Origin of the sequence: Rhodococcus sp. ACS1 (assembly GCF_002300155.1) — a bacterium.
GTDB classification, from domain to species: Bacteria; Actinomycetota; Actinomycetes; order Mycobacteriales; family Mycobacteriaceae; genus Rhodococcus_F; species Rhodococcus_F koreensis.
Genome location: NZ_NSDZ01000013.1, coordinates 209,373 through 223,761, shown reverse-complemented (window position 1 = coordinate 223,761; position 14,389 = coordinate 209,373). Strand labels below are relative to the sequence as shown.

The window sequence follows — 14,389 nt, the reverse complement described above, 5'->3', positions numbered from 1 at the left end:
ACGGTCCCCGGTCGCCTCAGGTCCGAACCGCCTGTGACCGTGCCGAGGCCGGTACTGCTGAGGTGCAGTTCAAGGCGCCGGGAGAAGAAGTCGAAGGTACTGCGCGCGAGGGTACGTCGATTTACAGTTCGATGAACTCTGCACCGACGATTGCTCGATCGTGACGGCCAATGTCTCCTCCGCCAACTGGGCGACCGGTTTGCCTCGGCCGCGACAAGCCTCGTTCAGCAGAATCCGAACTGAACTACCTGATGCCGGCATTTGGTGGCATGGTCGTGCCGGTGTTGCCAACCATGAACCGTATCGATCCCCGTGGCAACATCCAGGTGGGTGCGTTCGATTTGGAGACGTCCCTGATTGAGCCGTTGATGGCCGGCGAGATGCAACGAGATGGCCCAGTCATTTGGGTCTCGGCGCGGACAACAGCGTGATCGAAAACCAGACACTGATCTTCGGTGACCTGGTCACTGGTGACGAATACAAGAAACCCTGGGGCATCGACTAAACAGCTGGTCGGACCGCTCGTGTCGGGAGAAGTTAGCGCAGACGCGGGGGCGATGTTCGCCGCCTGTCGAGGCGCATGGTCACGACCGACCTGGCGACGAGGCCGGGACTCGCGTCAGATTCCTCCCCCGATGCAACGCAGAAGCTCATCTTCGGCGAAGACGTCGTCGATGGTCCGGACTACAAGGCGCTGCGGGCGACCAAGTGACCCCGAGTTACAGATCCTACGACAACAGAAGGAGTATCACCTATGACTGGTACAGCTGTCTCCCTGCCCCATACCTCCGAGCTATTCCTTGCAAGTCGGTGGCGGACACCGAGCAGCGACAAGGTCTTCACGGTACTCGACCCGCATTCCGGCCAGCAGCTGATCGACCTGCCAGACGCCGCAATCGACGATGCGAAGCTGGCTATCGATCTGGCCGTCAGGCTCGTGCAGGATGGCGGTTGGTCGGACCTTGCCTCGGAGGAGCGCAGCGAGTTCGTTGCGCGATGGCGTGCGGCGCTCGCGGACCGGACAGAGGATCTCAACGTCAACAACTCTCGCGAGACGGGCATGCCAATCCGACTCGCCAGCGGTATGACCGACCTGGGAATCGCGTTGATCGATGACGATCTGGAGCTTGTCAAGACCGTGCCGTTCGTCGAGCAGCGCGAAATTTTGACAGGGACGGTCGAGGTGCATCGGGAGGCCATCGGTCTGACCCTGATCATTGGCACCTACAACGGTGCGGTTACAGGACTGGGAATGTCTGTAGCACCGGCGCTGCTGATGGGTAACCCTGTGATTTTGAAACTGCCCCCGGAGAACCACCTCGTCGGTCAGGTCATCGCTGAGGCCGCCGCCGAAGCGGGCTTCCCCGAAGGTGCCCTGAGCATCTTCGCGGGTGACGCAGACGTAAGCCGCTACTTGGTGGCCCACAGTGCCGTCGACGCGGTGCACTTCACTGGAGGCACAAAGATCGGTGCAGAGGTGGCCGCAGTCGCGGCCCAGAGGATCGCCCGGGTTACGCTCGAGCTGGGGGGCAAGACCGCGGCGATTGTGGCCGATGATGCAGATCTCGACGTGGTGCTGCCCACCCTGGTGGGTGGTGCCGTGGGCAATCAGGGACAAATGTGCATCGCGAGCACACGCATCCTGGTGTCGCGGAGTCGTCACGACGTGCTGGTCGAGAAGCTGGTCGAGGCGTTCGGGAAACTGACTGTGGGCGATCCTCTCGACCCGGCCACCGAGTACGGTCCGCTCGCAGCTGAGCGGGTCCGCGACCGGACCCGGGCCTTCATCGGGCGCGCCGTCACCGATGGAGCGACGATCGCCTACGGCGGCGACGTCCCGCACGGGCTATCCGACGGGTACTACCTGTTGCCGACGCTCTTAACGGGCGTGGACAACTCGATGGAGGTGGCTCAGGAAGAGGTATTCGGGCCGGTATTTTGCGTGATCCCCTACGACGACATCGATGATGCCGTCCGGATCGCGAATGATTCGAAGTATGGGCTCTACGGCACGATCTTCACCACTGACTCGGATCTGGCCCACGACGTGGCTCGGCGCGTCAGGGTGGGACAGTTCGGCATCGATGGCACCTTCCCATCGCTTGCCGCGCCGTACGGCGGAATGAAGGAATCGGGCTATGGCCGCGTGGGGGGAATTGAGGGCATGCTCGAGCTCTCCAACATCAAGGTGATCCTTCCCGGCGCGCCGACGTCCGAGACTTCGGAGGTCGCGGTATGAGCCACGACTACATCATCGTCGGCGCTGGATCCGCGGGCTCAGTCCTCGCTAACCGCCTGTCGGAAGACCCGGCAAACTCGGTGCTTCTCATCGAGGCGGGGGGCAAGGACCGGCATCCCATGATCTACATCCCAAAGGGGTTCTACTACGCCCCGAGTAAACTGTACAAGCAGTACGAGACCACCCCATTCGGTCCGAACGGCCAGACCGAGAAGTGGGCCCGCGGCCGGGTGCTCGGAGGCTCGAGTTCGATCAACGGCGTGCACTACAACCGCGGTTGGGCCGAAGACTTCGACGGCATCGAGGCTTTGGGAAATCCTGGCTGGGGGTGGGACACAATCCTGCCGATCTATCGCGCGCTGGAGGACCACTCGCTCGGCGAGTCCGACACCCGTGGCAGCGGCGGTCCCTTGGGCGTCCAGGTGCCGCGCAAGGGACACGAGGCCGGGGAGATTCTCAAGGAGGCTGGCGCCAACCTCGGTTGGGCCAAGGTTCAGGATGTCAATGCCAGTGACCAGGAACGGATCGGCTACGCGCCGGCATCAACGAGGAACGGTACGCGTGTAAGTGCCTCCCGTGGCTTCCTCCGGCCAGCGCGCAAGCGCAAGAACCTGACGGTGCTGGTTCACACGGAGCTAACGGAGCTGGTGTTCGAGGGAATGCGTGTGGTCGGGGTCAAGGCTCGGTCGAAGAAGGGCGGGATCCAGGAGTATCGCGCTAAGCGTGAGGTCATACTCAGCATGGGTTCGTTTGAGTCGCCACTGACCCTCGAACGAGCGGGGATTGGTCGTGGCGATGCCCTCAGGGCTGCTGGGGTGAAGGTGCGCCTAGAGTCCCCAAACGTTGGTGAGGGGCTACGCGAGCACCGTGCCGTCGGGTTGCAGGCCCGGCTCACGCGGAACGTCGGATTCAACAAGCAGGTCTCAAGCCTGCCGCGTCGTGGCTTCACTGGCGCGCGCTATCTAGTCGAACGAACCGGCATCGTGTCGCGCCCAGCTTACGAGCTTGCCGCGTATTTCAAGACGCGGCCCGAGGCGCCGAGGCCCGACGCGCAGATGTTCCTCTCGCCGATGTCTGTCATGCAACAAGGCGAGGGCGAGGTGCAACACTCTCGTCTGCAACCCGAGCAACAGCCGGGCGTCATGTTCCTGACGTATGCTCTGCGGCCGACCAGTGTCGGATCCGTCCATTTGACAGGCCCCACTCCATCGTCCGCACCGCGAATTGACCCGAACTATCTATCAACTCAGTACGACCGGGACACCACGGTTCGTGCCTTTCTCAAGGTTCGTGAACTGTTGGAGAGCAGCTCACTATCGGACATCATCGAGGCTGAGACCGTTCCAGGGCCGGACGTGAACTCGATTGACGATATCGAGCATTACATCGTTACCGAGGGCTCGACCGGATATCACTCGTTGGGAACCTGTGCGATGGGTCCGAATGACGACGACGTCGTAGACGCACGTTTGAAGGTTCGCGGAATCGAGGGATTGCGTGTCGTTGACGCCTCGGTGTTTCCGACAATGCCGTCCGGCAACTGCAACGTTCCAACCATGGCTTTCGCATGGCACGCCGCGGCTCTCATCCTCGCTGAGCGATAGTCGTATTTGCAGCCGAGGTGTGACTGCCTCAACAGGCAGTTCACTCCGAGAGGGTGCAATTCGCAGTGGGGATTGACCCCGATTGGCGGACGTCCTCTCCGGCGGGACCGCAGGTCCGTTCGCAAGGATGTCCACCGGTCGGGCAAGCGCACGCGCTGCCGGGGAGTGCCTAACGAATCCTGAGTTTCGCAGTTCGAGTATGCGCAGGTGACGCGGATTGTGGGGGTTACCTACGGGAGCCGGTGACACGGCGTGTCATTAGTGGTGGCCGCGGGTATAGGCCAGTCGGCCGTGGTGAGTTCGAGGATCCGCGGCGGTGGCGTGAGTCGTGATGGCGCTCATTGAAACTGGATCTGGCGCATTCTTCGTGATTCCTCTGTGGGACTTGGCTATACGGCGTGGAGGACGCGTTTGCGGAGTAGGTCGAGGTTGGCGCGTCCGTACATCTGCCGCTTGAGCATTTTAAAAGTTACGTGGAATCTGGCCGGGGGATGATCATGTCTCCTCGGTGTTGACCACGGAACTGAGGAGATGGCTTGAACGGCAGGATGGTGTTGGAGGAGACGTGGCCGGTGTTGAGCCGGCATGTGCAGGCGGCCGGATGGCTGTGGGTGTGGACCGATCTCGGGAGGGCGCCTCGGACGATCGACGCCTACGCCCGGGGGCTTGCCGAGTACCTGGAGATGTGCGAGCGGGTGGGTGTCGACCCGCTCACGGCGAGCCGGGCGCATGTCGGCGTCTACGTGCGGGAGTTGACCGACCGGCCCAGCCGCCGTGGCGCGAACGTGGTGGCGCTCGATTCCGGTTCCGGTCTGGCGAATGCCACCATTGCGCAGCGGCTGGTGCCGGTGCGGCTGTTCTACGACCACCTCATGGAAGAGGGCCTGCGCGAGTCCAATCCCGTTGGCCGGGGCCTTTTCACGCCCGGCCGACGGGGCGGCGGGCATCAGCGGGGGTTGGTGCCCCGGTTGACGAAGCTGCCGTGGATTCCCACCGAGCGGCAGTGGGCGGACATCCTGACCGTCGCCGCCGAGGAGCCGGTCCGCAACCGCCTGATGCTGGCCCTGGCCTACGATGCCGCGCTGCGCCGTGAGGAGCTGTGCGCGCTGCGTACCGACGATCTCGACCCGGCCCACCGCACCCTGCGGATCAGGGCGGAGACGACGAAGAACCGGCTCGAGCGGGTCGCGGCTGTATTCGGCTCCGACCGGGGTGCTGCTGTCGAACTATCTCGCGCACCGGGCGAGCCTGAGCAGGGCACGCGGACCGCTGTTCCTGTCGGAGTCCCGCCGCAATCACGCCCAGCCGTTGAGCCTGTGGACATGGTCGAAGGTGGTACGACGGATTGCCCTGGCCGCCGATGTTCCGCGGTTCTCCACGCACACCACTCGGCATCTGTGTCTGACCGATCTGGCCCGGATGGGCTGGGAACTGCACACGATCGCGACCTTCGCCGGGCATCGCCATACGGACTCGACGCTGCGATATATCCACCTGTCCGGAAGGGATCTGGCCGGCAAGCTCGGCCGCGGCATGGACCACATCCACGCCTGGCGCATCGCAATGCTCACCGGCATGGACGCCGCGACTCCAGGAACACCACAGTGACCGCGCCGCTGTCGGGCAACGTCAACCCGGACTCCGAATCACGTTGGTGCTCATCGCTCGTCGCGCATCACTTCGACACCATTATCGAGGTCCGAGACGACGAGGTCAGGGCCATCGGCGAACTCGGCATACGAAACCTGCGACGGCTGCAGTATCACGATCCGAACGCGCCGGGCTGGCGCGTGATCGGACGACTGCTGCGACCGCTGGAAACGGTCAACGCAGGACTCGATTCCCCGGCCACCGCCCATCGGCGGCGCGCCATGGCCGATGCGGTCGCGGTGCTGCTGGTGCGATGCGCCGAAGTCCGGCGGACGTTCTGGGGTTGGACCGCGGAGGAATGGATCCATCTGCTCGGCCGTGACCAGGCCGAGTTCCACCGGAACGCACCCTCCTGGGCCGGCGACGAGGTCCGCCCCTACCTCGCGGCGCACGCCTACCTGCTCGGTACCTTCACTGAGTTCCACCGGCTCGGCAGCTTCCAACGACTGACCCTGTCGCGGCGGATCTTCGGGCGCGACCGAGTCAACGGCGAGATCGCCCGGCTTCGTAAGGTGCTCGCCGAGTGGGGTTATCGGCTCGGACACGGCGACGACACACTGCTACCGATGGTGGCCTGCCAGCTGTTCCTGCTCAACCACAGCCCGCACCTCGAGGACCTTGGCACCGACCTGTTCGATCGGGTCCGCCGTGACGGACTGCTCGGCGGCGCACGGCTCAACACTCTGCATGCAGTGCAGCGGGCGGTGGGCGCCCTCGGGTTCTGTGACCCGCCGTCCGCGACGACAGGTCGTGGCACTGCTCGGGCGGCCGGCGGGGCGCAGATCTGGCAGCAGTGGGTCGACCGCTGGTACGCGACCTCGACATTGACGCCGCGGGCACGCGGCAACGTCCGGTCCCGCCTGCTCAAGGTCGGCCGCTGGATCGCAGCCGAGCATCCCGACGCCGCCGATCCGACGGCGTGGACCCGGCAGACCTGCGCGACCTGGGTCGCCGCGCTGGACCGGATGAACGTCGGCGACTACGTGCACCGCACCACCGGACTCGAAAAGCGCATCGGCAAGCCACTTCAGGCGTCGACCAAGGACGGTCACCTCTCGGCGATCCGGAGGTTCTTCGCCGACTGTCAGGAATGGGAATGGCTGCCCCGACGTTTCGATCCTGGGCGCGCACTGGCCACTCCACGCAGCATCACCGCGCTGCTCGGTCCGAACCCCCGGGTGATCGCCGACGAGATCTGGGCGAAGCTGCTCTGGGCGGGACTGAATCTGTCGCACGCCGATCTCCCCGAGACACAATCCGGGAACTTCTACCCGTTCGAACTGGTCCACGCGATCACACTGTCCTGGTTGTTCTCCGGACTGCGCAGCGACGAGATCGCCCGCCTGCGGGTCGGCTGCATCCGGTGGCAGCACGACGACACCCCCATCGTCGGCGCCTCCGATCGGGTTCTGGCCCGCGATGCGGTCTGTCTGCTCGATGTTCCGGCGCACAAGACCGGCACCGCGTTCACCAAGCCGGTCGATCCGATCCTCGGCCAGGCCCTCGATACCTGTCTCGCGATGCGCCCCTCCCAACCGCAGTTTCACGACCGTCGCACCGGCGAGCGAGTCGAGTTGCTGTTCGCCTTCCGCGCCCGCCGGGTCTCGTCGTCCTTTGGGTTTAGGCGTGGTCGCGACCCTGATCGACCCGGATATAGCCCGTCGTAGTACTCCATGCCCCAATTTGCTGGGCGAAGGAATGACCGGCAGCGCCCTTACCCCAGCGACTTGTCTTGGATCCCCTGCCAAGCCTGCACCGAACGGGTCCACCGTCAAGACCGTTCGTCCTACGCTCCGCTGCGGGAGCTGCGTCTTGACCCTGGCCCCTCACTCGGCGCTGCGCGCAACCGGGTCGAAACAACCGGAAACAGGCTTGACAGACCCCCACCCCTACGGGAATGACACACAGGGTCAGGGCATCAGACGAGGGCTCCCCGATGTGTTTCAACACAGTGGCGAGTTCGATATTTATGGGGTCTCACCTTTACTGCGCAGGCTCTCCCGGGCAGGCTCGCTATGAGGTGTTAGACAGGCTCAGGTCAGGCCTTCCGGTGCGGCGAGGGCGCCGAACTGGTCGGGACCTGTCCACGCCTCGCTCGACTCCGCAACTCTTGCCCTAACATGATCCGAGGAGACACTCTTGCCTGTCACACCGTCCGCCTTCCGCTCAGTGCTCTTTGCCGCGCCACACGAGGCTGCACCCACGGCGGGGTCCCAAGTTCCGCGCCGGTCCGAGGCAGTCGCCTCCGCAGCATCAATTCTGCTCTTCGACCTCGAGGACACTGTCCCTGAGTCCGAGAAGCCTGCACGTCGCAAGCAGATTCTGGACGTGGACGTGCCGCGAGAACGGACGTGGGTGAGAATCAACCACGAGGACCATGCAGGATGGGCGGAGGACGTCCGCGTCGCGGCTGCAACAGCCTCGATAGTCATGGTCCCGAAGGTCGAGAGTCCTGACCAGCTAGCGCGCGTGCGCACCGCGTTGCAGGACTCCGGAGCGGATGTCGGGCTGGTTGCGCTGGTCGAGACCGCTCGTGGGCTGCGTAACCTCGATCGGATCTGTAGTCAAGGCGAGCCTCCGCTCGCCCTGGTCGCCGGTATCGGTGACCTCACCCGCGACACGAACACGCAGTACACAGGCATCGGAGAGTTTGAGAATCACGTGCGTGCCCAGCTGGTTGAAGCGTCCGCCGCACATAGTCTCACCGCTCCAATCGATACGGCCTCGCTATTCGTCGGCGACACGGACTTTCTGCGTGACGAGTGCCGGCTCGCAAAGCGAATGGGATTCACCTCCAAGTTATGCCTGACCCTCCAGGACGTCGAAGTCGTTATGGATGAGTTCGGCGTCACGGAGGCTGAGATCGATCACGCCCTCGCCATCGTGCACGCCTATCAGCGCGCACTCGATGCGGGACAGGGCCAGGTGGTCGCGCGTGGTGTCATCGTGGACGTCCCGACGGTCGAACGCGCGAAGGACGTTCTTCGCGCCTCGGGACGTGACGTCTTCACGGACGACGCGCCAAGACGTGATGCTTAGTGTTCCTCGGAAGAGTGATCCTCTAGCGAGAGACGAGTTTCAGGCAACGTTCGCCAAGCGCACGTGGTCGAAGAAGCCGAGGACGTGAGGATCGATGGTGGCCAGGGCGGGTGCCAATGTCCGAAGTCGTGTGAACACGCTGTGTCGGCGCTGCCCGAACCCCACGCTGTCACACTTGTGCCGGTCAGCCATCCCAGAATCTCCACCCGCCGTTGCAGATGAGTACGAACAGAATTGGCGGTTGTGCAGGCGAGTTCGAGGCATCCCGCGAACACGAACTCGCCTGCACAAGAATCAGAGGGTGCACGTCGCGTGCAGAAGAGTTCGACACATCCACGCACCAGCTCCTCAAACGCCACGTTGATCAGATCCGTCGGATTGTCTTTCGAGTGCACCGCCTTTCGGATCGCGGTGGCGGCCACCGACCGCGCCGCGGCTGACTCGTACACCGCCCCTAGGCGGTCTCGCACGAACTTCCGGTACGTCACAGCATGCGATTTGACTCATCCGCGACCGTGACATCCTCGCCCAACTCCAACACGCCGCGAACGTGATCGATTACCGCGGCGGGAACGTCGACAACGCTCGACCCCTGACCTCTCGCACCGGCTATAGACCGCGTTTCCGGTCGGTGGAACTGTCACTTAGTCCTCTGTCAAGCACCGGCGGCGGTAACAGAAGGTGGTACAGCTGCGGTCATCGCTTGAAGACGCGCGATGCAGTGGACTGCGGAATTGAGCTGACGGTTCCCGGTGCGCGAGAGTCGATGTCGAGCGTGGTTCGACGACGACATACTGGAAGCGGCGCGGTCCCGTTGCCCCCGGCGGCTGGGAACGAACTCCGCACCGATGACCTTTGTGCTGCGCGTGAGCTGGGACGGCCGCTGGAGTGGTCCGCGAAGCATCTCGGCGTGCTCCCGGGGCCGCACAGGTGCCGCGGTCCTCGACCAGCTCAAGCGGGAGCGCGCCCGTATGGGAAAGGGTTTGCTGGTGGCGACCGCGGGCCCGGACCCACCTTTGGACGGGGCTGGCGCGGCAAGTTCGAACTCGCCGCCGGCTGGAACCGGATTCCCGAGAAGAAGGAGGTGGACGGCACGCACCGGTTGTGTCCATCGACCAACGCGCCGCCTACCTCGCCTCGACGGGGATGCTCGAATTCAGGTACGGGCAACCCACGCACTGAGCGGTGCGGCAGTGGTGGGGGACATGCGGGGAAGGGATGAGGCGCGAGGACGGGATCGTCGGCGTGCACCTGCGCAAGACCGTCCGTACCACCGTCCCCCACCCGGCCGCGGTACCGGATCCGATCCTGCGGGATTTACCGCGAGCACTCGGTTGGACCTCTGTCCGACCGAGGGCGAGCGGCTACCGTGGCCGCCGCCGCATACCAATTGGTGCCCGCATCTCAGGCGGAAAGTCCCATGGGCGCCAACCACGCTGTGATCACACACGATTCCGCATTTCAAGATGCCAGTTGCCTGCCGGTGTGATTTGAACCGGACGTCTTGGACATGGGGATAGGCACGGACTTTGCGAGCCGGCGCTTGCGAGCCCGTTGCTTAGCGGGGTCGTGACCCGCATGCACGAGACCTGTACGAAGGGCGCATTTCGATCCCTTCAGCCGAGTTCATGAAGTTGTGAAAATCTTGAACATCCGGCGTCTATCTTGTAGACCCGAACATGGCCGCGGCACTTCTTCAGCGGCAAGATGTGTGTCGTAGTTCCTGTGAAGCGCGCGGCGCTTGTCGGCGCTTTCCGTGGTTTGTACATCGGTTCTCCGAACCCAAGTGAAGATGAAACAACTAGTCCCCCACGCCTACGGAATGGAGTGAAATCATGACTGAAGTCCTATCGTCCGATACCTCGACAAAAATCGCGGAACTCGCCGAAAACTACGAGCTTCCTGCGGGAACTGTTGAACACCTGCGCACCCAGAGTTGGGCCCCGCTGCCCGGTCTGCTCAGCGCTGCTGCCGTCGCGACAATCCATGACCAGGTCGAAAAGTACGCGGCACCCGTCCAACCGTCAGAGACTGAAAAGTGGATGACATCGGATGAGTACGCGAGAGTGCTGCGAAGCCACGACGGCATGGCCTGGACCGACGACTGGTTCCGAGAGCTAGCGCTGTCGCCGCGTCTGTCAAATCTGGCACTGGACTTGCTGGACCGATCCGAAGGCCTGTTCATCCATGATATGACCTTTACTAAGCCTGGCAACGAGGGGGGCCCGACGCCCTTCCATCAGGACTTCCCATTTTGGCCCTTCGATCGTCAGGGCGCCTTCACCATCTGGATCGCATTGAGCGATCTGACTCCCGACATGGGAATTCTGCAGTTCATGCCGGGATCTCATGCGGAAGGTCCTCTGGGGCGGTTTAGTCGTGCTCCCGGTGACGATATCCGCAAGACCTACCCTGGCCTCGAAGAGAAGTACGGTTTCGCAGGCGGAACTGCGCTCAAAGCCGGTGATGCAACAGTCCACTACGATCTGACCGTTCACGGGGCAAATCAGAACAGCACGCCCGATCCACGGGCCGCCTACACTCTGCGCTACATGCCAACAGATGTTGTATACACCGGTGCACCACACCGGCATTTCGACGCATTTGGCCTGACCCCCGGAGAATTGTTCGCTGACTCGCCACATGTGCCCCGAATCAGCCGTTAACCGACCAGAAGCGACGGCAAACGTCGACCACAAGAGGCTCCCGCTCTTGCCCGCGGGTCACAGAGGCGGCGTGAACCGTGGGACTAGCCGTAGGGTGACCGGCCGCGGGGCACGTTCAGGGCGCTACCGGGCTGACCTCAAAGGTTGCGTGAACGTTGCGCTGGTGGGGTGGCCCACATAACTTCCGTGGAACTCGCGGACTTATCCGTCGGCATCTTGGAGGGGTGCAAATGCAAGAGCACCAAGTGGTTGTGGTCGCCTTATTCAGCAGGGATCTTCCTGCACGCATCGCCGGCCTTTTGCTGCCTCACGACATCGAGATGGTCGGTATGCAGTTCAATCGCTCGGAAGACGACGGATTCTGGTGGATCCATCTCTCGGTTCGAACAAAGTCGGATGAGCGGTTGGAGTTTTTGACCAAGCGCCTTAACCGGCTCATCGATGTCCAGCGGGTGGTAGTGCTCGAACAGGATTGCCCACGGCGACAGTCTGTCTATGTGCGGTTGAATCCCGATGCCGCTGACCTCAAACAGATTTGGTCGTTGGTCACCAGGTTCGACGCGGAGGTCCTGGACATCGACGAGGCCGGGACGATGCTGCACCTCAATGCCTCGCCCGATCGATGTGTCAACTTCATCTCGATGCTGCGGCCCCACAACATCATCGAGGTGGTGGCGAGTGCAATATCCGCAGCCCGCCCGCAGGCGCGCATCTCCCGCGGGGGAGCCCAACGCACTGCTGCCGTGCGTGCACGTGCATGAACACCCTAGCTGTCGAGAGATGCATGATGACGGATCTCGTTTACGAGCCTACTACGATCGTCGAGCCCAGAGAAGTGACTGTGACGCCCCTGCACCTGCTCGCTCCCGACGGTTCCAGTGCCCTGATGCAGAAGGCACGGAGCCAATGCCGGATCTCCATGTCCGCAACAGATCAGTTTGTGCTGCCCGACGTCGGAGAAGGACTGACCGAAGCGGAGATTGTCACGTGGCATGTAAAAGTCGGTGACACAGTCGCGATCAACGACCCCATGGGGAGGTAGAGACAGCCAAGTCGTTGGTTGAACTCCCATCACCCTATGCCGGTGTCATTGCACAGCTTCACGCCGGAGAGGGTGACACCGTCGAGGTGTGTTCGGTCCTCGGCAGCTTCGGTGGCGGAGACGACACGGCCGCTCGGCGTCCACGCGCAGCCCGCTGCGGGTGCGGGTGGAGGCAATGGTCTTGACCATGACCTCGTGGCTGGTCAGCGGCCGTCCCCGCCAGTTCATGGTGATCTGAGAGAACGGCCGGTGCTCGATCTTGTTCCACTTCGAGGTGGCGGGCGGGAAATGACAGATCGTGCTCGCCAACCCGGTCTCGGATGCCAGTGCCGCAAATTCGGCCTTCCACACCCGGTACCGGTAGCTGTTGGAGCCGCCGACGTCGGCGGCGATCAGCAGCCGGCGCGCGTGGGGGTAGTCGGGGCGCCGCGGGCCTGCCACCAGCGACGGATGGAGGCAACCGCGAACGCGGCGGCATCGTGGTCGACGCCGACATTGACCAACCCTGCGTCGGTGGTCAAGTCGTAGACGCCGTACGGGATGGCCCGTTCCGAGTTCGGTCCCGTGAAGTTCCTGTGATCGTCCACCCTCACCGAATCGCCCTGCGGTCGGCACTCCGCCCCGGGGTGGGCAGCTGGCCCGAGTTGTTCCTTCTTCTTCGAATCGACGCTGATCACCGGTTCGCCCGCGTCCTGGTGCGTTTTGACCTGCTCGTTGATGTAGCGGAACTGCACGTCCCGGTCCGGGTGCTGCTCGCGCTCCAAGGTCTTGGCGTTGGCCTGCAAACTGAATCCGTTGTCCCGCAACAATCGTCCCGCCGTCGATGCGGACACCGATGGCCGTGCCGGGTCAGCTCCTCGGCGAGGTGTCGCTGCGACTTGGTCGTCCACCGCAACGCAGACTCCGGGTCTCCTCGCTCATCCGGCTCGACCAGCGCCAACAACGCAGGCACCAGCAGCGGATTCAACGAGTCCGCACCCTTGCGGCCCCCACCCGGACGGCGGACCCGACCCGTCGGCGCCGGCTGCTCGCCGGCCTCCAACTCGCATACGCCCCCTGTGGACCGCGGTCTCGCTGACACCGTCCGCCAGGCTACCGCCCGCACCCAGCCCTGGTCGAGCGACCGGGCCTTCGTCGCCAACGCCAATCGCCGCTGTCGCTCGTCCAGATGCGGAAGCAATACCTCGAACAGCTCCCGCAACTGCTTGTCGACCTCGCTCACGTCGCCATAGCGCATCGACCCGACTGGATTCACAAAACGACACTTTATTATCTGACAGCTATATAGCTGAGACCCTGCTGCCAATTCGGAACTTCCCGAGTCGATAACTTTCTACTTCGCTGTCCGCCTCGCATGTACCACACTCTGCGATGAACCCACGAAACGTTGTGCATACGCTACGGCTGACGACCGTGAATTGTGAGGATACATATGGCGGACTGTAACCGCGGTAGCCAAACTGGGGTGGTGCCGATCACAGTGTCACAGCCGCAGTGACGCACGACCGTCGATCAGACCGATAGATGCAGCCAGCCATGAGCCGTAGTCGCACAGTGCGATCAGCACCAATGAAGGCGAAGTGAGGGTTCGAGCCATATGACGATCACATGGACCAATCCACACCCTGGACGGAAGGCCGGCGTAAGACAATGACAATCTCATCGAGAATGGAAAGGTTGGCAAGTGACGACCTCACGGTGACCGCTGATCTCGACAAGTGCACAGCCTGCGGAGCCTGTGTCCTGGAGTGCCCGGAAGTGTTCGCTCAAGGACGGCGACGGCATCGTTATTCTGCTCCAGGGCGGCTTGTCTCCAGATTTGACAGAATCGGTGGAGGACGCCGCCGACGCTTGCCCGTCCGCTGTAATCGAGGTTACCGGCCATTGACTGTGCCAGTATGGTGGTCACGCTGTGAGAGGTGGGGAACCGCATGTCCTGCGTACCCTTGGCGACGCGGACAGGCTGCGTAGGGCTCCTCGGGAGGGTCCCCGGCTCCGTCGTCATCGGCGGCGGCTTCCTCGACCTCGAGACCGTCGCCACGGTCAGGGCCCTCGGGGCCCAAGACGTGGCGTGTTGGTGGGACGACCGTCGCTTGAGCCATGTCCGGCTCGAGCACCGAACAAACGCAACGGAGCGAGCACGTGCGGT

Annotated in this window: 11 protein-coding genes and 3 pseudogenes; 13 read left to right on the top strand and 1 reads right to left on the bottom strand. The window is 63.3% G+C overall.

Going from position 1 to position 14,389, the window contains the following annotated elements:
• Positions 1–170 precede the first annotated feature (170 nt).
• From CJ179_RS51145 to CJ179_RS54325, 12 genes and pseudogenes are all read left to right on the top strand, one after another.
• Positions 171–431, top strand: a complete 261-nt coding sequence (locus CJ179_RS51145; protein WP_143549066.1) for a hypothetical protein — start codon at positions 171–173, stop codon at positions 429–431.
• A gap of 149 nt (positions 432–580) precedes the next feature.
• Positions 581–712 carry a hypothetical protein gene (locus CJ179_RS53555; RefSeq protein WP_257016268.1) on the top strand — a complete coding sequence of 44 codons (132 nt, stop codon included), beginning with the start codon at positions 581–583 and terminating at the stop codon, positions 710–712.
• Between the two features lie 42 nt (positions 713–754).
• Entirely contained in the window at positions 755–2,239 is a 1,485-nt protein-coding gene (locus tag CJ179_RS47310; RefSeq protein ID WP_095866089.1) for an aldehyde dehydrogenase family protein, read from the top strand.
• Complete coding sequence (locus CJ179_RS47305) at positions 2,236–3,843, top strand: GMC family oxidoreductase (protein ID WP_095866088.1); 1,608 nt, start codon at positions 2,236–2,238, stop codon at positions 3,841–3,843. The genes CJ179_RS47310 and CJ179_RS47305 overlap by 4 nt, the downstream gene beginning before the upstream one ends.
• A 548-nt stretch (positions 3,844–4,391) precedes the next feature.
• A pseudogene (locus CJ179_RS53890) lies at positions 4,392–4,976 on the top strand (tyrosine-type recombinase/integrase); the annotation flags it as partial.
• A gap of 79 nt (positions 4,977–5,055) precedes the next feature.
• The gene (locus tag CJ179_RS53545) at positions 5,056–5,451 is read left to right on the top strand and encodes a site-specific integrase (RefSeq protein ID WP_257016295.1); all 396 of its coding nucleotides are present in this window, start codon (positions 5,056–5,058) and stop codon (positions 5,449–5,451) included.
• A complete protein-coding gene (locus CJ179_RS51940) occupies positions 5,448–7,160 on the top strand; it encodes a site-specific integrase (protein WP_179377932.1) in 1,713 nt (570 codons plus the stop codon). Before CJ179_RS53545 ends, CJ179_RS51940 begins: the two co-directional genes overlap by 4 nt.
• A 472-nt stretch (positions 7,161–7,632) precedes the next feature.
• Entirely contained in the window at positions 7,633–8,532 is a 900-nt protein-coding gene (locus tag CJ179_RS47290) for a CoA ester lyase (RefSeq protein ID WP_095866087.1), read from the top strand.
• An 820-nt stretch (positions 8,533–9,352) separates the two neighbouring features.
• Positions 9,353–9,711: pseudogene (locus tag CJ179_RS53540) on the top strand (hypothetical protein); the annotation flags it as partial.
• A 656-nt stretch (positions 9,712–10,367) separates the two neighbouring features.
• Positions 10,368–11,198 carry a phytanoyl-CoA dioxygenase family protein gene (locus tag CJ179_RS47280; RefSeq protein WP_095866086.1) on the top strand — a complete coding sequence of 277 codons (831 nt, stop codon included), beginning with the start codon at positions 10,368–10,370 and terminating at the stop codon, positions 11,196–11,198.
• A gap of 230 nt (positions 11,199–11,428) precedes the next feature.
• Positions 11,429–11,959, top strand: coding sequence for a hypothetical protein (locus CJ179_RS47275; protein WP_143549063.1), 531 nt, complete (start codon positions 11,429–11,431; stop codon positions 11,957–11,959).
• A gap of 295 nt (positions 11,960–12,254) precedes the next feature.
• Positions 12,255–12,425, top strand: a complete 171-nt coding sequence (locus CJ179_RS54325; protein ID WP_373560197.1) for a hypothetical protein — start codon at positions 12,255–12,257, stop codon at positions 12,423–12,425.
• Here the strand turns inward: CJ179_RS54325 and CJ179_RS47265 are convergent.
• Positions 12,373–13,477, bottom strand: a pseudogene (locus tag CJ179_RS47265) (ISAzo13 family transposase); the annotation flags it as partial. The gene CJ179_RS54325 and the pseudogene CJ179_RS47265 overlap by 53 nt on opposite strands.
• Before the next feature lie 371 nt (positions 13,478–13,848).
• On the opposite strand from CJ179_RS47265, the gene CJ179_RS54320 reads away from it, so the two are divergent.
• The gene (locus tag CJ179_RS54320; protein WP_095866084.1) at positions 13,849–14,211 is read left to right on the top strand and encodes a ferredoxin; all 363 of its coding nucleotides are present in this window, start codon (positions 13,849–13,851) and stop codon (positions 14,209–14,211) included.
• The last annotated feature ends 178 nt before the right edge of the window (positions 14,212–14,389 follow it).